The organism is Wolbachia endosymbiont (group B) of Lycaena phlaeas (assembly GCF_947251875.1).
In the GTDB taxonomy this organism is placed as follows: Bacteria; Pseudomonadota; Alphaproteobacteria; order Rickettsiales; family Anaplasmataceae; genus Wolbachia.
The window spans coordinates 990,216-1,010,597 of record NZ_OX366392.1; the positions used below are offsets into that span (position 1 = coordinate 990,216).

The 20,382-nt window shown below is 33.8% G+C and carries 29 protein-coding genes and 2 tRNA genes; 3 read left to right on the forward strand and 28 right to left on the reverse strand.

The window, feature by feature from the left end; translation table 11 throughout:
- Position 1: 1 nt before the first annotated feature.
- The 24 genes from rplO to carA form a co-directional block, all read right to left on the reverse strand.
- Positions 2-472 carry a 50S ribosomal protein L15 gene (gene rplO, locus OPR37_RS04515; protein ID WP_019236927.1) on the reverse strand — a complete coding sequence of 157 codons (471 nt, stop codon included), beginning with the start codon at positions 470-472 and terminating at the stop codon, positions 2-4.
- A gap of 3 nt (positions 473-475) precedes the next feature.
- Positions 476-988 carry a 30S ribosomal protein S5 gene (rpsE, locus tag OPR37_RS04520; protein ID WP_007302549.1) on the reverse strand — a complete coding sequence of 171 codons (513 nt, stop codon included), beginning with the start codon at positions 986-988 and terminating at the stop codon, positions 476-478.
- Positions 989-1,000: 12 nt separating this feature from the next.
- Positions 1,001-1,372, reverse strand: a complete 372-nt coding sequence (gene rplR, locus OPR37_RS04525) for a 50S ribosomal protein L18 (RefSeq protein WP_213863922.1) — start codon at positions 1,370-1,372, stop codon at positions 1,001-1,003.
- A gap of 5 nt (positions 1,373-1,377) precedes the next feature.
- Positions 1,378-1,923 (reverse strand): 50S ribosomal protein L6, encoded by a 546-nt coding sequence (gene rplF / locus OPR37_RS04530; protein ID WP_007302547.1) that lies wholly within the window; start codon positions 1,921-1,923, stop codon positions 1,378-1,380.
- 16 nt (positions 1,924-1,939) lie between these two features.
- On the reverse strand, positions 1,940-2,335 hold the full coding sequence (rpsH, locus tag OPR37_RS04535) for a 30S ribosomal protein S8 (protein ID WP_007302546.1): 396 nt from the start codon (positions 2,333-2,335) through the stop codon (positions 1,940-1,942).
- Positions 2,336-2,357: 22 nt separating this feature from the next.
- Positions 2,358-2,666, reverse strand: coding sequence for a 30S ribosomal protein S14 (gene rpsN / locus OPR37_RS04540; RefSeq protein WP_007302545.1), 309 nt, complete (start codon positions 2,664-2,666; stop codon positions 2,358-2,360).
- 12 nt (positions 2,667-2,678) lie between these two features.
- Positions 2,679-3,215: a 50S ribosomal protein L5 gene (gene rplE / locus OPR37_RS04545; RefSeq protein WP_007302544.1), complete on the reverse strand. Its 537-nt coding sequence runs from the start codon at positions 3,213-3,215 to the stop codon at positions 2,679-2,681.
- Between the two features lie 6 nt (positions 3,216-3,221).
- A complete protein-coding gene (gene rplX / locus OPR37_RS04550; RefSeq protein WP_007302543.1) occupies positions 3,222-3,539 on the reverse strand; it encodes a 50S ribosomal protein L24 in 318 nt (105 codons plus the stop codon).
- On the reverse strand, positions 3,539-3,898 hold the full coding sequence (gene rplN / locus OPR37_RS04555) for a 50S ribosomal protein L14 (protein WP_007302542.1): 360 nt from the start codon (positions 3,896-3,898) through the stop codon (positions 3,539-3,541). Before rplN ends, rplX begins: the two co-directional genes overlap by 1 nt.
- Before the next feature lie 18 nt (positions 3,899-3,916).
- Positions 3,917-4,147 carry a 30S ribosomal protein S17 gene (rpsQ, locus tag OPR37_RS04560; protein ID WP_010404696.1) on the reverse strand — a complete coding sequence of 77 codons (231 nt, stop codon included), beginning with the start codon at positions 4,145-4,147 and terminating at the stop codon, positions 3,917-3,919.
- Complete coding sequence (gene rpmC, locus OPR37_RS04565) at positions 4,140-4,343, reverse strand: 50S ribosomal protein L29 (protein ID WP_038198186.1); 204 nt, start codon at positions 4,341-4,343, stop codon at positions 4,140-4,142. The genes rpsQ and rpmC overlap by 8 nt, the downstream gene beginning before the upstream one ends.
- Positions 4,344-4,354: 11 nt before the next feature.
- Positions 4,355-4,768 carry a 50S ribosomal protein L16 gene (gene rplP / locus OPR37_RS04570; protein ID WP_019236922.1) on the reverse strand — a complete coding sequence of 138 codons (414 nt, stop codon included), beginning with the start codon at positions 4,766-4,768 and terminating at the stop codon, positions 4,355-4,357.
- A gap of 11 nt (positions 4,769-4,779) precedes the next feature.
- Positions 4,780-5,400 carry a 30S ribosomal protein S3 gene (gene rpsC / locus OPR37_RS04575; RefSeq protein WP_007302538.1) on the reverse strand — a complete coding sequence of 207 codons (621 nt, stop codon included), beginning with the start codon at positions 5,398-5,400 and terminating at the stop codon, positions 4,780-4,782.
- Between the two features lie 39 nt (positions 5,401-5,439).
- Entirely contained in the window at positions 5,440-5,790 is a 351-nt protein-coding gene (gene rplV, locus OPR37_RS04580) for a 50S ribosomal protein L22 (RefSeq protein WP_007302537.1), read from the reverse strand.
- Between the two features lie 9 nt (positions 5,791-5,799).
- Positions 5,800-6,084, reverse strand: a complete 285-nt coding sequence (gene rpsS / locus OPR37_RS04585) for a 30S ribosomal protein S19 (RefSeq protein ID WP_010404687.1) — start codon at positions 6,082-6,084, stop codon at positions 5,800-5,802.
- A 3-nt stretch (positions 6,085-6,087) separates the two neighbouring features.
- Positions 6,088-6,912 carry a 50S ribosomal protein L2 gene (gene rplB / locus OPR37_RS04590; RefSeq protein ID WP_052265061.1) on the reverse strand — a complete coding sequence of 275 codons (825 nt, stop codon included), beginning with the start codon at positions 6,910-6,912 and terminating at the stop codon, positions 6,088-6,090.
- A gap of 1 nt (position 6,913) precedes the next feature.
- On the reverse strand, positions 6,914-7,201 hold the full coding sequence (locus OPR37_RS04595; RefSeq protein WP_007302534.1) for a 50S ribosomal protein L23: 288 nt from the start codon (positions 7,199-7,201) through the stop codon (positions 6,914-6,916).
- Entirely contained in the window at positions 7,198-7,812 is a 615-nt protein-coding gene (gene rplD / locus OPR37_RS04600; protein WP_007302533.1) for a 50S ribosomal protein L4, read from the reverse strand. The genes OPR37_RS04595 and rplD overlap by 4 nt, the downstream gene beginning before the upstream one ends.
- Positions 7,813-7,814: 2 nt before the next feature.
- Positions 7,815-8,537 (reverse strand): 50S ribosomal protein L3, encoded by a 723-nt coding sequence (rplC, locus tag OPR37_RS04605; RefSeq protein ID WP_012482005.1) that lies wholly within the window; start codon positions 8,535-8,537, stop codon positions 7,815-7,817.
- A 9-nt stretch (positions 8,538-8,546) separates the two neighbouring features.
- A complete protein-coding gene (rpsJ, locus tag OPR37_RS04610) occupies positions 8,547-8,867 on the reverse strand; it encodes a 30S ribosomal protein S10 (RefSeq protein ID WP_012482004.1) in 321 nt (106 codons plus the stop codon).
- A 14-nt stretch (positions 8,868-8,881) separates the two neighbouring features.
- Positions 8,882-10,054, reverse strand: coding sequence for an elongation factor Tu (gene tuf, locus OPR37_RS04615; protein ID WP_007301992.1), 1,173 nt, complete (start codon positions 10,052-10,054; stop codon positions 8,882-8,884).
- 78 nt (positions 10,055-10,132) lie between these two features.
- A tRNA-Gly gene (locus OPR37_RS04620) sits at positions 10,133-10,203 on the reverse strand.
- A 4-nt stretch (positions 10,204-10,207) separates the two neighbouring features.
- Positions 10,208-10,289 (reverse strand) — tRNA-Tyr (locus tag OPR37_RS04625).
- Positions 10,290-10,398: 109 nt separating this feature from the next.
- Positions 10,399-11,487: a glutamine-hydrolyzing carbamoyl-phosphate synthase small subunit gene (gene carA, locus OPR37_RS04630; protein WP_052265062.1), complete on the reverse strand. Its 1,089-nt coding sequence runs from the start codon at positions 11,485-11,487 to the stop codon at positions 10,399-10,401.
- Between the two features lie 202 nt (positions 11,488-11,689).
- On the opposite strand from carA, the gene OPR37_RS04635 reads away from it, so the two are divergent.
- Together OPR37_RS04635 and OPR37_RS04640 are read left to right on the forward strand one after the other, a co-directional pair.
- Entirely contained in the window at positions 11,690-12,406 is a 717-nt protein-coding gene (locus OPR37_RS04635) for an SDR family NAD(P)-dependent oxidoreductase (RefSeq protein WP_007302529.1), read from the forward strand.
- Between the two features lie 132 nt (positions 12,407-12,538).
- On the forward strand, positions 12,539-13,006 hold the full coding sequence (locus OPR37_RS04640; RefSeq protein ID WP_264684835.1) for a hypothetical protein: 468 nt from the start codon (positions 12,539-12,541) through the stop codon (positions 13,004-13,006).
- A 774-nt stretch (positions 13,007-13,780) separates the two neighbouring features.
- Here OPR37_RS04640 and fsa read toward each other — a convergent pair.
- Complete coding sequence (gene fsa, locus OPR37_RS04645) at positions 13,781-14,425, reverse strand: fructose-6-phosphate aldolase (protein ID WP_007302527.1); 645 nt, start codon at positions 14,423-14,425, stop codon at positions 13,781-13,783.
- Between the two features lie 409 nt (positions 14,426-14,834).
- Between fsa and OPR37_RS04650 the strand changes: the two genes are divergently transcribed.
- Positions 14,835-17,249, forward strand: coding sequence for a hypothetical protein (locus OPR37_RS04650; protein WP_264711272.1), 2,415 nt, complete (start codon positions 14,835-14,837; stop codon positions 17,247-17,249).
- Positions 17,250-17,379: 130 nt separating this feature from the next.
- On the opposite strand, the gene OPR37_RS04655 is transcribed toward OPR37_RS04650, so the two are convergent.
- The 3 genes from OPR37_RS04655 to pstC all read right to left on the reverse strand — a co-directional run bounded on the left by OPR37_RS04655 (position 17,380) and on the right by pstC (position 20,348).
- The gene (locus OPR37_RS04655) at positions 17,380-17,721 is read right to left on the reverse strand and encodes a F0F1 ATP synthase subunit epsilon (protein ID WP_012482002.1); all 342 of its coding nucleotides are present in this window, start codon (positions 17,719-17,721) and stop codon (positions 17,380-17,382) included.
- A 5-nt stretch (positions 17,722-17,726) separates the two neighbouring features.
- Positions 17,727-19,163, reverse strand: coding sequence for a F0F1 ATP synthase subunit beta (gene atpD / locus OPR37_RS04660; protein WP_007302524.1), 1,437 nt, complete (start codon positions 19,161-19,163; stop codon positions 17,727-17,729).
- 96 nt (positions 19,164-19,259) lie between these two features.
- On the reverse strand, positions 19,260-20,348 hold the full coding sequence (gene pstC / locus OPR37_RS04665; protein ID WP_012482001.1) for a phosphate ABC transporter permease subunit PstC: 1,089 nt from the start codon (positions 20,346-20,348) through the stop codon (positions 19,260-19,262).
- Positions 20,349-20,382 lie beyond the last annotated feature (34 nt).

A 20,382-nucleotide genomic window follows, 5' to 3' on the forward strand; every position in this document is an offset into this window, starting at 1 on the left:
TTTACGATAGTATTTCTACACTACCACCAACTGAAGCTACAGATCTTTTTGCAGCTTCTGATGCAAAATCAACATGAAACACAAATTTTTCGCTTAATTTACCCTTATTAAGAAGTTTGATTTTACTTTTAACAGATCTGATAAAACCTAACTTATGCAGTAGCTCCTTATCTATGATAGAATCCTTGACTATTTTTTTAGCTTCCATTAAGCACTGTACATCCCCAACATTAAATATAGAGTATAAGTTTTTGCGTATAGGCTTAAAACCTCTTTTAGGTAAACGAGTATATATAGACTGCTGTCCACCTTCAAAACCATTTATAGAAACGCCACTTCTCGCTTTCTGCCCTTTATGCCCCCTACCGGATGTTTTACCTTTACCACAACCAATACCTCTACCTAATAATTTAGGCTTCTTTTTCTTAGATAATTTGGTAAATATAGAATTTAATTTTACAGCATCATTCATAGTTTACCTATTTCCAACTATCTCACTAATCTTTTTACCCCTCTTACCTGCCACTTGGCGAGGAGATAACATAACATCAAAAGCCTTAAATACTGCACATATAATATTATGAGGATCATTTGATCTAGTAGACTTAGCTACCACATCCTTTATACCTAATACCTCAAAAACCGACCTCATTGCTCCACCAGCAATAATACCTGTTCCAGCTCTTGCAGCTCTTAAAACTATCTCACCAGAACAGAATTTAGCTTTAATATCATGATGTAAAGTTCTACCTTCACGTAAGTACACCCTAATCATCGACTTCTTTGCAGCATTTAAAGCTTTCACTCTTGCTTCAGCAACCTCTGCGTGTTTACCTATTCCACATCCTACCCTACCCTTACCATCACCAACAACAACCAAAGTTGAAAATGAAAATCTTCTACCACCTTTAGTAACCGTTGTTACCCTTCGGACTGAAACCAAAAGTTCTGATAAATCATTATTATTTTGTAAATTCTTTACAGCCATACTTCAAACCTTCTAAAATTCAAATCCAGAGCTTCTTAAAGCTTCAGCAAATTGAGAAATCAATCCTGTATACTTATATGCCCCCCGATCAAAGACGAACCGCTGCTGCAATTTTGTACTAGGGAGACGCTCAATCAATAAAGAAGAAACCTGTTTTATAGTTTCAGCATTAACCCTACCTTTACATACATTCCTAATTTTATCATCCAAAGTAGAAGCAGAAGCTAGGGTTGTTCCTTTTGCATCGTTAATCAACTGAACATAGAAATGTTTATTAGACTTAAATATGGATATACGTAAACGCCCAGCGCTCTTATCGAGCTTCGCTCTATTACGAAGTTTCCTTTTTTCATAGCTACTTAAAAAATTATACAATCTTTTCATTTTAATTACTTCTTTTTATTTACAACCTTACGCAGCATAAATTTGCCTTTTATTACAATACCCTTACCTTTATAAGGATCATATTTTCTAATTTTGCATATATCAGAAGCCACCATATAGACTTTTTGCTTATCCATACCGCGAATCACTAAATGAGTTGGCTTTATACACTTAATCTCAACGTCTTTAGGCACTTTATACTTAATATTATGACTATAACCAAGATATAAAGTCAAATACTTATCATCACATTCTGCTTTATACCCCACACCATTGATCTCAAGATCAACAGAAAAATCATTAACCATACCGTTAATCATGTTATTAATATTACTTCTATAAGTGCCCCATATAGATTTTATTTTATCATAATCATCCCTGCCTTGATCAACAGAAAGTAACAATTGGTTATCAACTATCTGACACAGAATGCCACTACACAAGTTCAGCTCTTTTTCTGCCCTAACACTTCTTATTAATACCCTACCATTATTATATTCAACTGAAAGATCAGCAGGAATATTGATAGGTGCGGCACCTATACGAGACATACATTTCTCCTATCATTTAAAATACACGACACAAAACTTCTCCACCAACTTTTAATCTACGTGCATTATAATCGGTCATCACTCCTTTCGGTGTAGATATAATAAAAATTCCAAGACCATTATACGCTTTAGAAATGTCCTTACACTTAGAATAATAACGACAACCGGGCTTTGATACCCTAGCTATATCATTAATCACAGGTGATTTATCATAATACTTCAACTGCACAACAAGGGAAGGGATACTATCACTCTCTTGCTTTTCATAATTAAGAATATACCCTTCCTCTTTTAAGATCTTCAATATAGAAGAATTCACTTTAGAGAATAGGACTCTTGTTTCCCTATGCATTGCCAATTGAGCATTACGTATTCTTGTTAAAAAATCACCAATACCATCAGATAACGACACTATTACACTCCTTATATCACATTTACCAACTAGATTTTGTAACCCCTGGAACTTGTCCAAAAGAACACAAATCACGTAAAACAATCCTACATAAACCAAATTTTCTATATACTCCTCTCGGCCTACCAGTTAAAGCGCATCTATTCCTAATTCTGATTTTAGAAGAATCTCTAGGCAATTTTTTAATCAGCTTACTTTGAGCTGCAAACCTTTTTGCAATAGATAAATCCTTATTATTCATTATAGATTTTAATTCTTCCCTTCTCTCCCTATATTGATCGCATAACTTTATTCTACGAAGATTCTTCTGTATCATGGATTTTTTTGCCATATATATTTTCTCTCAATTATCAAAAAAAGGGAATTTAAGAGCCAGTAATAATTCCTTTGCTTCCTTATCACTAACTGCACTTGTTATAATATTAATATCCATACCTCTAATTTTACTTATTTTATCATAGTCTATTTCTAAAAATGATATATGCTCCTTGATACCAAAGGAAAAATTACCATGACCATCAAATTGCTTCACACTAAACCCTCTAAAATCTTTTTCCCTTGGCAAAGCAATATATATTAATCTTTCTAAGAATTCATACATTTTGTTTCTACGCAAAGTCACTTTACAACCTACAGTTGCACCTTTTCTAATTTTGAAACCAGAAATAGATTTTTTTGCAAAGGTTAACACAGGCTTTTGCCCAGCAATCGAATGTAGATTATCAAATGGCTCATTTATCGCTTTATTGTCCGTAGCAGCATCTCCAACGCCCATATTGATACACACCTTGACAAGTTTAGGCACTTGCATTACATTGCTGTAATTAAACTTATCCTTTAAGGATTTTACTATATTATCTTTATACAATTGTTTAAACATATCAACCTAATCTATCACTTCTCCAGAAACTTTTGCAAAACGCACTTTTCTACCATCTATAATCTTAAATCCTACTTTAGTTGGAGTTTTATACTTAGGATCCAATATTGCAACATTGGATACATCAATAGCTAACTCTTTATTGAATATACCACCACCACTACCAGCTCTTGGTTTAGTATGTCTCTTACACACATTTACGCCAGAAACAACTACTTTCTTTTTAGCATTACGTATTATAACTTTGATTACCTTACCAATTTTTTTCTTATCTTTACCAGTTAAAACTATAATATCATCACCACTTTTTATTTTAGCACTCATTATAAAACCTCATCAGCTAATGACATTATTTTCATAAAAGAACCAGATAATAACTTTTTTACTGGACCAAACACCCGAGTGCCAAGTGGTTCACCTTGATCATTAATTAAAACCACAGCATTGCTAGAAAAACGAATTACAGAACCATCAGATTTCTTAACACTATTTTTTACTCTAACAACAACTGCTTTATATACTTTTCCTTTTTCAACTTTACCTTTTGGATTAATAGACTTAGTAGATATAATAATCGTATCACCTACAGATGCAGATTTCCTACCACCTAACAAGCCAATACAAAGCACTGCACGCGCACCAGAATTATCAGCTACTTCTAACAATGTATTTTTTTGAATCATATAAATACCTATTCCTTTTTAGCTATTGATAACAACCCATTTTTTAGTAACAGAAATAGGCTTATGTTCCTGTATTAAAACCCTATCTCCCTTTTTGCAACTATTATTCTCATCATGTGCTGTATACTTCTTGTATTTTTTAATAACTTTTTTATACAGCCTATCCTTATACACTTGTAACACCGAAACCTTTACAGTCTTATCAGACTCAGCATTAGTTACGACACCACAAAAAACCTTCTTAGGCATTTTTTCCCTCTCTCTTTCTTCTATTTAATACAGTTAGACTACGAGCTATGCTCTTTCTTATTAAGCTAAAACGCGAAAAATTGTTGCACTGGCCCAGCTTTTTTTGAAAAGCCAAATTAACAAATTCTTTCCTCAAACTCACAAGAAGTTCATGTAATCCTTGTGAAGATTCTGATTCAAATTTAACTATATCCATTGCAACTCCATTCAATTATGATTAGATATAAATTTACACTTCATAGGAAGCTTAGCAGTCGCTTTTTCAAGCGCCAATCTTGCTAAATGCATGGGAACATCACTACTAATTTCAAACAAAATCCTACCGGGCTTAGCTTTAAATACCCAAAATTCAACACTACCTTTCCCTTTACCCATACGTACATCTGCTGGCTTTTTACTAACCGGAGTATCAGGAAAAATTCTTATCCATACTTTACCAGAGCGTTTTAACGTTCTAGATATTACGCGCCTTGCAGTTTCAATATGCTTGGACTGAACCTTACCTACTTCCATAGCTTTTAATCCATAATCTCCAAAAGACAGCGTGCTACCACCCTTAGCATTACCCTTTATTCTCCCCTTAAATACCTTTTTATATTTACTCTTTTTGGGAACAAACATCTCAATATACCTTAACTACCAACATAAACCCAAACTTTAACTCCTATAATACCACATATAGTCTTCGCTTCACAAAAAGCATAATCTATATTAGCACGCAAAGTGTGTAAAGGCAAACGACCTTCTTTGTACCATTCAGTACGAGCTATTTCAGCTCCGCCAAGACGCCCAGAGCAACTTACTTTAATACCCTCAGCACCCATCTTCAAACAATTTTGAATAGCTTTTTTCATCGCTCTTCTACATGAAATCCTTTTTTCTAGCTGATGTGTAATACTCCTTGATATTAAAACTGCATCTATTTCAGACTTTTTAACTCCTACTACATTCACTTCAACACTACTTTCTACTTTTTTAGCTATTTTTTGCTTTATCTTCTCAACATCCAAACCTTTCTTACCTATTATAACCCCAGGTTTAGAAGAATGTATTATTACAGACACTAAAGTAACTGTACGCTCTACAGTTACTTTAGAAATACCAGCATGCTTAAAGGATTCATTTATATAACTGCGAATAAATAGATCTTGATGCAATTTCTGTTTATAATCGTCCGTAGCACACCAAACAGAATCCCAGGTATTACTATTTATTTGCAATCTAAATACTTTAGGATTAACCTTCTGTCCCATATTTTTACACTTTCCTTATTAACTTTCCATTTCTATAAATCATACAATTTCTTTCAATTTTATAGTTATATTACTATAAAATTTGCTCATTCTATTAGCCCTACCCATAGCTTTTGGATATACTCTACGCAAAGTAAGTGACTTACCTATTAAAATTTCCTTTATATATAAATTATCAACGTTCAATCCATAATTATTTTGAGCATTAGCAATTGCAGAATTCAACACCTTCATTATAAAACCGGCAGCCTTTTTTTCACAAAATCTTAATTGTACATTAGCAAAAGAAACTTTTTTATTACGCACTAAATCAGCAACCAAATTTAATTTGCGAGGAGTTGATCTTAAAACCTTAGAACCAGCCTCAACTATTATATCCCTATTTTTCATATCAATTGCCTACCTTCTTGTTGCCTTTTTATCACCACCATGCCCAGTAAATTTACGAGTAGGTGAAAATTCACCGAATTTATGACCTATCATATTCTGATTATCAACACTAACAGGAATGTAATCTTTACCATTATAAACAGCAAATTTTAAACCCAAACAATTAGGAAGAATTACAGAAGCCCTGGAATGAATTTTTATCACCTTATTAATAGAACCCTCTTTTAAAGCTCTCTGAACTAATCTTAGTACAGATGGGTGTAAAAAAGGTGGTTTCCATACAGATCTACTCATAAATTAACCTTTCAATTTTTTTATATACTTATCACTAGATTTATTTTTTTTCCTAGTTTTTTTTCCTTTTGTTGCAACACCCCAAGGAGTAACAGGATGACGACCGCCAGAAGTTTTTCCCTCTCCACCTCCATGAGGATGGTCAACCGGATTCATTGCAACTCCACGTACAGCAGGTCTAATCCCAAGCCACCTACTTCTCCCAGCTTTACCCAACTTTCTATTCTTATGGTCAGGGTTAGATACTACACCAATAGTAGCCTTGCAAGAAGATAAAATCAACCTAATTTGACCAGACCTGAGTCGTAATAAAACATATTGGCCATCACGACCAACGATTTGTGCATAACAACCAGCAGCTCTAGCAATCGCAGCACCATTACCTGGCTTCAGCTCAACATTATGAACGAAAGAACCAACAGGTATATGCTTGAGTAGTAAACAATTCCCTGGCAAAATATCAGCATCATCTCCAGCTGTCACAACATCACCAGGCTTCATACCTTGAGGAGCTAATATATAAGATTTAGTATCATCTTCCTTATATGATATTAATGCTAAAAACCCACTTCTATTTGGATCATACTCTATTTTCTCAACTATACCCTGATCACTTCTATTACGTTTAAAATCTATAACTCTATACTTCTTCTTGTGACCACCACCCCTGTGACGAGTTGTAATTCTACCATGATTATTTCTTCCACCACTGGATTTCTTGCCAAATACAAGAGACTTCTCCGGCTTATCTTTTGATAAACCAATTTTACTTATTAATATAGTCCCACGAGAAGACGGAGTAACAGGATTAAAAAATTTCATACCCATATTAAACGCTCATTATATCTAATTTTTGACCATCCATCAAAGAAAAATAAACCTTTTTTCTCTGTTTTTTACAACCAACCACACCCCTGAAACGTCTATATTTAGGTTTAACTCTAATAACATTTATAGAAGAAATTCTGACATTAAATAAAGACTCTATTGCCGATTTTATTTGACGCTTATTTACATTTACAAAAACATACAAAGAGTATTTATTAAACTTCTCTCTTAAAAGAGAAGCCTTTTCTGTGATTACAGGAGATTTTATTATATTATTATATTTAATCATAACAATCTACCTTCAAGATGCTTTAAAGTGTCTTTTGTTAACATCACGCATTCATGATTCAATATATCAAAAACATTTAACCCAATAGGTTTGATTAAATCTACATAATGCAAATTTTTAGCAGCACGTAACAAATCATCTCCATAATCACCAACTATTAAAAAAGAAGAAAATTTAAAATTTTTAATATATTCACACATTTTAGATGTTTTCTTCACATCAACATTTAAACTATCAAGAACAACAACTTGATTATTTAAATATTTTAGAGATAAAGCAATTTTCAAACCAAATTTACGTACTTTTTTATTAAGAGAATAAGCATGACTCCTCACAACAGGACCAAAAATAATTCCACCACCTCTAAACTGAGGAGATCGCAAGCTCCCCTGTCTCGCCCTACCGGTACGTTTTTGACCATACGGCTTAGCTGTTGTACCAGAAACATCACTGATACCCTTTGTTTTATGAGCACCAACTCTTCTCTTTGCTAATTGCCATCTCACTATATCATGCAAAATACTCAATTTTTGCTTGGCAGAAAATATCAAGGGATTAAGCTCAACACTACCTACATTATTATTAGATAGATCAACTAATTCACATTCCATAACTAACTCACCAAATTATTAGCATCATCACTCATATTCAACAGCAGACCTACTGGAAAAGGAACATCTTTATGTAAAGGCTTTTTAACTGCATCTCTCACAAAAACATAAGAGTTTTTAAACCCAGGAACATTATTACCCTTTACAGCAATTATGCTATTTTCATAATCAATGGATAATATTTTCATATTCTGTACAGTCACTCTGCTATTACCTAAATGACCAGCCATTTTCTTCCCCTTGAATACTCTACCAGGATCTTGACATTGACCAGTAGAACCTTGTGATCTATGAGCAATAGAAACGCCATGAGATGCCCTAAGCCCACTGAAGTTATGCCGCTTCATCACACCAGCAAACCCTTTGCCTAAAGAATAACCCGTAATGTCAAGATATTGACCAACTACAAAATGATTAACCCCCACCTTTTTACCACATTCTATTCCGAATAGATCAGTTAATCTACTTTCGTATAATTTACATTTACTATTTATACCCTTTTTCTTTAAATATTCCAACTGAGGTTTTGCTATTTTTTTTAAATCCCCTGTGCCTAAAATGACTGAATTGTAGCCACATTTATCTTGTCCTTTTATATCGATAATATAAGTTTCGCTGAGATGCAATAAGGTTACAGCCATGCGACTATTATCAAAATACATAGCAGTATGGCCAACATTGGTCATTAACAAACCAATCCTCCTAAGCGAATTTATTCTCTTCATTTCCTTTTCCTAAATATTGACTTCCTTAACCTTTAAATCCACTTCTACACCAGCAGAAAAAGATAAATCTGCAAGCATCTTCATCATAGTAGAAGTAGGATTATGTACAATAATTAACCGCTTAGAAATTCTCATTTCAAATTGCTCACGAGATTTTTTATCAACATGAGGAGACCTATTAACAGTAAATTTAGAATCTTTTCTTGGCAACGCAATCGGACCAGATAAATCTGCATTAAACTGCTTTAATTGATCAATAAACTCGCGAATACACTTTTCCAACAAAGAACAATCGAAAGCTTTGATTCTAATATATATATCTTGCTTCATCTTAGTTATTATACTCATTCTAAAATTTCCGAAACAACGCCAGAACCAACAGTTCTACCACCTTCTCTTATCGCAAAACGTAATCCTTTATCCATTGCTATTGGTACTTGCAACTCCACTTCTATACTTACATTGTCCCCTGGCATTACCATCTCCTTTCCATCTAGCAATTTTATGCTCCCAGTTACATCCGTTGTCCTTAAATAAAACTGTGGCTGATAATTTCCAAAAAATGGTGTATGCCTTCCTCCTTCTTCTTTCTTCAATATATACACCTCCGCATTAAATTTCTTATGCGGGGTTATTGTCCCTGGTTTTGCCAATACTTGCCCTCTCTCCACTTCTTCTCTCTTTGTTCCTCTTAGTAGTATTCCTACATTGAGTCCTGCACTTCCCTTATCTAGCAACTTCTTAAACATCTCAACACCAGTACATATCGTCTTTTGCGTCGCTTTCAGACCTATTATCTCTATCTCATCCCCTGTCTTTATCTCCCCCTTCTCTATTCTTCCTGTTACTACCGTCCCTCGGCCCGATATTGAAAATACATCTTCTATTGGCAACAAAAACGGCAAATCTATAGGCCTTGGAGGTACTGCCACATACTCATCTAACTTCTCCATCAATTTATCTATTGATTTCTTTCCATACTCACTACTATCATCCTCTAATGCTTTTAACGCAGACCCAACTATCATAGGCACTTCATCACCTGGAAATCCATACTTACTCAGCAACTCTCTCACTTCCATCTCTACCAAATCTATCATATCAGCATCAGCAACATCAGCTTTATTTATATATACCACGATATATCCAACACCCACCTGTTTTGCCAGCAATATATGCTCTCTCGTTTGTGGCATCGGCCCATCAACCCCTGACACTACCAATATCGCTGCATCCATCTGTGCTGCACCTACTATCATATTCTTTACATAATCAGCATGTCCAGGGCAATCAACGTGTGCATAGTGTCTCTTTTCTGTTTGATATTCAACATGCGCTGTTGCTATTGTTATCCCTCTCTTTCTTTCTTCTGGCGCTTTATCTATTTGATCATATGCTACAAAATTACCATAATGCTTTGTTATCGCCGCTGTTAACGTTGTCTTCCCATGATCCACATGTCCTATCGTTCCCACGTTTACATGCGGCTTTCCAAATGCTTCTACTATCGCTGTCATAATTTTAACTCTTCTACCTAAAATATAAATACATCAACAAATAATATGTTGATTCTATATAAATACAACAAAAAAAAGAGCGGATAGTGGGAATCGAACCCACGTCACTAGCTTGGAAGGCTAGAGCTCTACCATTGAGCTATACCCGCACAATGGAGGAGGTAGGATTCGAACCTACGTACGCAATGCGGACAGATTTACAGTCTGTTACCTTTAACCACTCGGTCACTCCTCCACAAAAATCTGTTAAGAGAACACTACCTTAACTTAAGTTTTATTATTCCTAATATTAAACATCCAAATCCAAAAGATCAAGTAATAAAAGCTAATCTAACTGATTTCAGTTAGATTTTACTTTTATATAACAAAATATTGTCAATAAAACGCCCAAATAAGTAATGTGAATCATGTGTACCTGGCGCTTCTTCTGGATGGTATTGAGTAGAAAAGACTGGGTAATCCTTCATCATTATCCCCTCTACACTATTATCAAATAGAGAAATATGAGTAACTTCAACGTTACTTGGAAGAGAAGCTGAATCAACAACAAAACCATGATTTTGGCTAGTTATCTCAACTTTTTTACTCTCCAGATCATAAACTGGATGATTACTCCCTCGATGACCAATATCCATCTTGACAGTCTTTGCTCCCAAAGTAACTGCAAGTAATTGATGGCCCAGGCATATGCCAAAAACTGGTATTTTAGATTTCACAATAATTTCTATTTCTGAAGTTACACTCTCTCCTATCTCTTGTGGATCACCAGGGCCATTTGAAAGCACTATACCATCTGGATTCATGCTTAATATTTTGTGAGCAAAACCTGTATCTGGTTTGACTAATTCAACCGTACAATCAAGTTCTACTAAGCGTGAGATTATACTATTTTTTACACCGAAATCAACAATTACAACCCTATATTTTGCATTAAGAACGCTTTGAAAGTTATTACTTAAACTGACTTTCTTAGTTATTTCTATTCCATTTACAGATTTGTATTTCTTCAATTCATCTAATATATGTACCTCACTTGACGGACATATCATTCCATTTTGAGATCCATGTTTTCTCAAATATCTCGTCAAAGCTCTAGTATCAATTCCCGATATCCCAACTACATTATTTTTCTCCAACCAATCATTTAAACTAATATATGAAGAAGAGTGAGACATAGGAGAAAGTTCACGCATAACCACACCACTTGCAAAAACTTTTTCTCCTTCATTATCTTTGTGATTTATTCCAACATTACCAATATGAGGAAAAGTGAACGCTATTATTTGATCAGCAAAAGAAGGATCTGTTATAGTATGCTGATAACCTGTCATACCAGTGGTAAAACAAACTTCACCTATACATTTGCCTCTTTTACCTACCGATTTTCCCAAAAAGTACTTGCCATCTTGTAAAACTAAAGCTGCATCCTGCATTTAATTCTCTCAACTCATTTAAAATATTATATAAGAATTTTAAATTACAAGTAAGCAAATACTAAATTTCCCTTTAAGTTTATATAAAATTCAAAATTATAAGTAGCTTTCTTTTTTTATTATTTAGGAAAATTATAGCAAACTTAACTTGTGTGAATAGGCAATAGTCATTACATTCATACTTCATGTTATATAAATTCACATGGATAGAAAAACTTGTCTCATTACAGGAGCATCATCTGGCATTGGAGAAAGTCTAGCACGGTTGCTCATTAAAGATCGATGGTTTGTGGTTGGCATTGCAAGGCGCACTGAAAAACTGGAAAAATTAAAAGAAGAATTAGGTAGTAATTTTTTACCTATAACATGTGATGTAAGCAAAAGTGAAAATATTAAAAACTCGTCTGATTTTTTAAAAAAGCAAAATATTATACCAAATCTCTTTTTTCTTAATGCAGGATGTGGCGAAATAGAAGATAAGTTTCATACCAACATTCATAGAAAAACATTTGAAACCAATTATTTTGGCGTTATCAACTGGATTGAAGAATGGATTCATCATAATTCCTTGGCAACTTTTGCGGTTATATCTTCTCTTGTTGCTATGCATGCAACACCACATGCTTCTGCATACTGTGCCAGCAAAGCAGCACTAAAAAGTTGTTTTCAATCACTAAAAATCCAATATTCTAACAGTAGCACAAAGTTTATCACCATAATGCCAGGGCCAGTAAAAACAGATATGTTTAAGTCTAATAAACCACTTCCCTTTATATGGGAGCCAGAAAAAGCTGCAGCATATATTTTAAAAAGTATATTTAAAGGAAAGAAAGTTATAGCGTTTCCAATTTTCTGGCGGTTATTTTTTCATATTTTACAAATTCTTCCCACTAAAATGACTGCAAGAATCTTACGATAATCACCAAATCTACCATCTTGTAAAGCTAAAGCTCTTCAAAACTCAATCGCAAGCTTCTCCACACAAAAACATCTTGACTATCGCATGTTTCATATTATATGAATAAACTGTTAATGAAAGTGGAGGGTTGCAATGCTTAATAATACAGATCAGTCTAAAAAAATAAATGAGAAATGGTTATTTATAGGAGGTGCTTCACTGTTTCTTGTAATAATGCTACCATCAATTTTTCTCTTAGCAAAAATAGCTATGATGTTTGTTATAATCTCAACTACAGCAATAGCAATAAAAATTGCCTCAAAAGCAATATCAAACGTTTTAGAGGATAAAGAGAATCAATCAACACAAAATAAAATTATAAACCTAGCTATTGGAGCAGTGTCCATACTTGCAGGTGGGCTATCATTACTTATTACAGCAAAAGTTGGTTTCATCGCAATATGTTCAACTATAGCTATTTTAGCTCTGTATGAATATATTAAAGATGAAAAAATAGGTAAGGATATAAATGATAAATTCGATGAAATAGCTAATAATACAACTGAGTTTTGCGTCAACAGCATTGAAAAACTTATTCCATCACAAAGTTGTGAAGTGTAATCTTTTGTTTATAAATTTTTAGATGCATGGCTAACGTATAAACACTGAAATCAGCACTTCCTTTCTTGTTATACTAGTAATGGCTTCCATCATCAAAAATGTTGTATTACTTTTATACTCGCAAATCTAACTGGATTCCAATGCTGGAATAACATTACCTTGAATGGAAATCGGTGCGTGATGTACATCTGTATAGAGATTAAATATGTCATTCAGTTTGTTATCATTCTAGTACTGCCATTCTATAGGTAACAGCTGTACCTGGAGCTCCTCTCTTGTCATTCCAGCACTGGAATCCAGAAAACTTAATTTCAAACCAGTACTTTCCCTCTTTTCATCCCAATTTCCAAAATGTTACTCCAGTACTGAAATCCAGCTTTTTTATAACTATCGAAAACACTGTATTACTTTACAAATTTAACTAGATATAATTACTGGCATGGCACGTTCGTAAAATTACGATAAAAAATTACTTGACAAACTCTAATAGTTTTGTTACCATGCACGGTGAAGGTGTTCTAGAGCTCGGAATCTATCTTCGTCTGCAGACTTTTCAATTCAATTAATCTATAATCTTCAGTTAAAATATATTTTAGCTATACTTCGGTCGTAGCTGTATACATTTTTCTCAATCTTTTTTATTAGTGGAGGACTATCATGTTTAAAACACTGAATTACGCATATCATTGACCTACATGTCTTTAAAGGACAGATGGTACCTATGTCCTTTTTATATAAATTATTGTGTTTTTATGTCTTTTTTAGCAATGTCATTTATTGTTTTACGCCCCAGTCTTTTTCAAATATTGCGAGCCCTTGATCAGTAAGTGGATGATTAATTAACTGTCTAAGTATTTTTGCTGGCACAGTAATTGAATGAGCACCAAGCCGTGCAGCTTCTATTACATGTGCTGGACTTCTTACTGATGCAACAAGAACTTTTGTCTTAAAATTATAATTAGAATATATAGTGCATATATCTTCTATTAGCGATAAGCCATCATAGCTTATATCATCAAGGCGACCAACAAAGGGAGAAATAAAACAAGCACCGGCCTTAGCGGCAAACAGTGCTTGTCCAGGAGAAAAACATAATGTAATGTTAGCAGGTATTTTATGTTCTGTCCACAACTTTTTACAAGAAATTAATCCTTCATGTGTAAGAGGTAACTTTACTACGATATTACTAGCGATTTTCGCTAACTTAAGGCCTTCCTTAACCATATCTTCATGGCTATCTGCAACAACTTCAACACTAACAGGTCCTTTTATAATAGAACATATTTCGCTTACTAAATCTTCGTACTTATCTTTATGTCCAGATTTTGCTATTAAAGAAGGATTAGTTGTTATACCATCAATAAACTCTTTTAGCTCCTTAATTTCATTCAAATCAACACTATCAAGAAAAATTTCCATATTATTGTCCTATTAAAAACCTATTTTTACAAAATATTGTCATCTTTGAAAAGTATTAAATAAAATCGGATTTTTAACTCAACTCAATTTTCAGTCCGTTAGGAAAGAAAATATTGCACTGAGACACAGTATAGCGCTTTCCTTAATTGGTTGCATTTTATTAACAAAATTAGCATAACCAATTTCTGAAGTTTACTAGCTTTACGTTCAATAGAAATTCTTGCATAGCCTAAAACTTAGTGCTACTATTAGTACAGTAACACAAATAGATAGTGGGGAACAATAAACAAAATGACTAAGATCTAGTTTAACGCTCGCAATTAAATTCAACTAAAAAGGTTAATACAAAAGGAGTTAATCACTCCCAAAGTAAATATATTATCAAAACAATAGTAATAGGGGGTATACTATGTCAACAAATTTCCTGACATTGAAAAACATATTAGCAGAACTGAAAAGAAAAAATAGCATTACTGTTTTAGAAGAATACTATCAGGACAAATGGGAGATTTATGACTTGCTCATGGATTTGACAAATGATGAAAATTTTAAGCAAGCATATATAGATCTATCTTTCAACAAGAGCTTTAAAAAAAACTTTATAGAATTAGCAAATCAGGCAAAAAAAGCTGTAAGTAAGTATTTTAGAGACAAAGACATAGACCTTCGAGCTTTTTATGTAGAAACTAACAATTCTGATAAAGTGTTAAACATTAATCTTATTAATTACAATAGAAGTGAGCCAATAAGAATTAGTGATATCTTACAGCAAGAAAGAGATATTAGCACATTGAATATTTATTGCAATAAAAAGCATGACATATACGCTTACCGAAAAGGTAAGGAAAGACATTATGAATTTAAAGAGGGTGCATATTATGAAATGACAAGCACTTGGCCTGTGCAGGACAAGGATGGGAAAACTTTTACCTGTACTATGGTTATGAATGTAAGTAATTCTGGTATAACTAAAGTACTACAGTTTAATGGTAAAGATTTTGAATCGCCACCTGAGGAGTTTTGGGAATTAATAAGACAAAATGAGGAATTATATATTCAAGACCTCTCTCTACATGATGCTGTAAAAGCATTATTGAAAAAGAACAAAAATGCTAACATTGCACCGGCTGTTAGTAATCTGCAAAATAACGAACATATCGTAATCAATCAAGACGAAAAGATGAAAGATCTTGAAAATGATGCTAAAAGCAATCCTATTCTTTCTTTCACTAGCAACAATGTATCAGAGGTTAATCCACAGCAGATTGCAACTCAGGCAATTGCAACTCAAACAGAAGTTAATTCACAGCACACTGAAACTCAAACAGAGGTCTCTGTGCAACACGTTAAGACTCAAACAGGAATTGGCTCTCAAGAAACTGAAACTCAGACAGAAGTTAATTTGCAAGAAGCTGCAGCGCAAACAGAAGTTAACTCACAACAACTAGATCAAAAGCTTACAAAAGCTGAACAAGAAATTAGAGAATTAAATGAGCAGAGGAACAATTTACAGCATAGGCTCGAAGAGGCCAAGCAAGAATTTGAAAAGCATAATAGTGATTTACAGAATGAACTTGGAGAAGAAAAGCAAAAAAATGCAAAATTGCAAGCTGAACTGACACAAAAAAATGCAAAGCTAGCAAATATGTCAACAGAGCTGCAAGAAAGAGCGCAAGAACTTGAAGGTGCATATGAAGAAAAGAAAGACCTGAAGAAAAAGCTGGAAGTTGCCAATGCAGGAAAAGAAGAGTTGATAAGTGAGTTAAGAAAATTGCACGAGGAATTAAATCAACTGAAAGAAGAAAAGTATAGTTTGGAAGACAAGCTTGATCAATTAGAACACTATAGCAATAGTACAAAAGAAAGCAGTGAACAACAAATATCAGATTTGAAAGAAGAGTTATTATTACTGAAAGAAGCAAATCAAATGTTAAAAGCAAAGCAAGTAGAATCAGAACAAGAACTCGTGGAGGCTAAGCAAAAAATTGAGGAATTGGAGGAACAGTGCAATGATTTACAAGTTGAGTGTAAAGAAAAGGAACAAAGACTTGAGGAAGAAATGAGTAAAACAGATGAGCGAATAATCCAGCTCAATAAGGAGCAAGAGCAGAAAATTCAAGAAATTTATGGAAAAAATAAGGAACTGGAAGAAAAGGTAGAAGAACTGAAGGAAAAGCTAAAAACTGCTAATGCAGAACAAGAGAAACGACAAGGTAAATTGAACCAGTTTGAAAAAAAAGAGGAAGAGATAGAGGAAGCAGAACACATGATAAGTGCAAGGGATAAGTGTATAGCGAGTTATAAATCTCAAATACAAAATTTAGAAAATGAGCATAACGCACATTTGGAATCTGATGAACAAGAGGCAGATCAGCTAACGTGGGATTTTGAAACGTTAAAGAACGAGCTAGAGCTTAAAGATGAGCAGATCGAGACAATAAGAGGGCAATTACGGCAGGAGATAGAAGAAGAAATAGTTAATAAGTACCGTCCATCACTGGAATTAAAGTTTAAAGAATATGAAGATGAGATTGAAAGATTAATAAGAGAAAAAAAAGAGCTAAACGATAAAGTACAATACTTAAATAGCCAAGTAGAACTGTTAAGTCCAGTAATTGATCAAGTACTTGTTAATAAAAAGGAAGTTTTTGATAATAATTCAAAAATGTTTTACCAGCTTACAGAGAAAATTGATGATTCAGAAAAAAAATCTAGGTCTTTAAGCCTTGATAGCGCATTTCATAGCGATCACTGTAATTCACTTCTAGACTTAATCAGCAGTCCCTCAAAGGTGTGTAGCCAAAGTCAGCGTGAAAATGTTTAAAGATGCACATGAGACCAGCGGCTTCTTTATTCAAGTAGCCCCTCTTGTCATCCGAGTTGTGTGTCAGCTACTTGAACGACAAACATTGAGATGACAAGAGTAGACTTATTTCTTGAACAAAAAAGAGCCCCTAAAGAGATTTGACATCAAGATAACTTAAATATATACCAACTCTCTTATCTTTTAATGATTCCTCATCATGAGTCAAATGATCAAAAACCTGAATTTGATTCGTTATAATGCTACAATTATTATTTGCAACCTCTAATATACCATTATCAATTACAACTTTTTCCTTTGTCTGGTTACTCATTTGAGCAGTAATTATACCAGGCAATAAATAAATTAAGTAAGGAGAATGGTAAGCTAAAATCACTAGCTCTCCTTCAAGCCCATTCACTGAAAGCGAAACCACTTCATCGAATGAAATTCGATTATCAGGAGAAAAAAATTGCACCTTAAAAGTGTTCATAATCTTTAATGTCCGGCTCCAACTTCAGCTTTTATTGATTCAGCCTTTTCTATTGCTTCACTTATACTTCCCACCATATAAAAAGCAGCTTCTGGCAGATGATCATATTTACCTTCAATAATTCCTTTAAAACTAGAAATAGTATCAGAAAGTGAAACAAATTTGCCAGACATGCCAGTAAATACCTCCGCAACATGAAAAGGTTGAGAAAGAAACTTCTGAATTTTACGAGCTCTATCAACAATAATTTTATCTTCATCAGATAGTTCATCCATACCAAGTATTGCGATAATATCTTGCAGCGACTTATAAGTTTGCAATATACGTTTCACCTCAGAAGCCACATTATAATGTTCTTCACCAATGATTTCAGCAGATAAAGACTGAGAAGTTGAGTCAAGTGGATCAACAGCAGGATATATACCCATTTCAGCTATCTGCCTTGACAACACTGTGGTTGCATCAAGATGAGAGAATGTCGTTGCTGGAGCTGGATCGGTCAAATCGTCTGCAGGAACATATATAGCCTGTACAGAAGTAATAGAACCAGCAGTAGTTGAGGCTATTCTCTCTTGCATAGCGCCCATATCAGTCGCAAGAGTTGGCTGATAACCAACAGCCGACGGTATTCTTCCAAGCAAAGCAGAAATTTCAGAGCCAGCTTGAGTAAAACGGAAGATATTATCTACAAAAAATAGAACATCTTGATTTTCATGATCACGAAAATACTCCGCCATAGTTAGTGCTGTTAAAGCAACCCTAGCCCTTGCTCCAGGAGGTTCATTCATTTGACCATAAACCAAAACGGCTTGAGATTTTTCGTGCTCATTTATATCTATTACATTCGAAGTAATCATCTCGTTATAAAGATCATTACCTTCACGCGTTCTCTCTCCTACTCCAGCAAACACAGAAAATCCTTTATGAGCTTTTGCTATGTTGTTAATCAGCTCCATTATCAGAACTGTTTTACCAACACCAGCTCCACCAAATAAGCCAATTTTTCCTCCTTTAAGATAAGGAGCAAGAAGATCTATAACCTTTATTCCTGTAACTAAAACTTCTTCCTGTATCTTCTGCTCAGTAAAGCTTGGAGGTGATCTATGTATAGGTTCTAAATCATACTTTCCTTTTAGCGGACCACACTCATCTATAAGCTCCCCTACAACATTAAAAATCCTTCCTAAAGTTGAGCGTCCAACCGGAACTGATATTGGTGCACCTGTATCAACAAACTCATCACCTCTTGACATACCATCTGTGCTATCCATAGCAATGCAACGAACTATATTGTCACCTATATGCTGTGAAACCTCTAAAACTAGCTCCTTGCCCTTATATTTTAGTTTGCTTTTTAAAGCATTAAATATCTTAGGCAACCCGTCTTCAAATTTTAAATCAACAACTGCTTGAGTTATTTTAACTACTTTACCTGTACTCATCTCTTTCATCACCTAACACTACAATTCTATAAAAGAACTTCTAAAGAAAATAAATCTTATATTATTAACAGAAATTTTGCAATATTAAAACACTTACTAGTTACGTTTCATTATAAACAATGCAAATGCATTCAATAGCCAAGTAATAACAAACAGCACCAAACTAAGCGCATAAGCAGCAAGAGTTTGCACACTATTGAAATCCTGATCTCCGGTAAGTAATGTAGCAATTTGTACAGTGATAGTAGTAACTGAATTGAGAGGATTAAAGGTCAAATTTGCATTGATTCCCACAGCCATTAGTACAATCATTGTTTCACCTATTACTCTTGAAATTGATAATAAAATTGCACTTAAAATTGTAGGCATTGCATAAGGTATTGTTATATGCCATATAGTTTCCGCTGGTGTTGCGCCAAGCGCCATAAAACCATAACGTAAACTTTTTGGAACAGATCTTATAGCATCTTCAAGCAAAGAAATAATAAAAGGAAGAATCATTACCCCGATCGATAAACCAGCAATCAAAGCACTTTCTGAGTGTATACTTAAATTAAAAAAATTTGCTACCTGCTTTATAAAAAAAGACAAAAATATAACTGAGAAGTATCCATATACAACAGTAGGAATAGCAGACAAAACCTGTAAGGCTGTATTAATAACATAACGCACTTTTTCACTCGCATACTCACTAATATATATTGCAGAAAATAAACCAAGCGGCACCGCAACTAACATTGCTACAATAGTTATAAGTAATGTCCCCACTAAAAGTGGCGCTATACCAAAACACCCCACCTCTCCTTCACCAATAATAGCTACATTATGCTTCCATTTTAAGCAAAATAAGAATTCTGAAATAGCTACTTTATTAAAAAAAGAAATGGACTGAACAAAAATAGATAGCATTATAAATAAAGTGATAAAAAGTGATATTGCTAAAGCCATAAATAACAAAAATTTTACCATCTTATTTCTTTTACCTTTAAGGATAAAAATCAGCATAAAAAAAAGTAACGCTATAGAAATAGAAGTTATAAAATAACCATCATAGAATGCTAACAAACAAGGTAGCATCCACATACAACTCAAATATATATAAGACTTAACTTTACTTACTGCTTGAAACTTACTCAAACAAAATAAAAGGACTAGTAAAACAAGTACGCCTATAATTAAATTCATTTTTCCATATATCAAATTTTATTCAACAAGAATG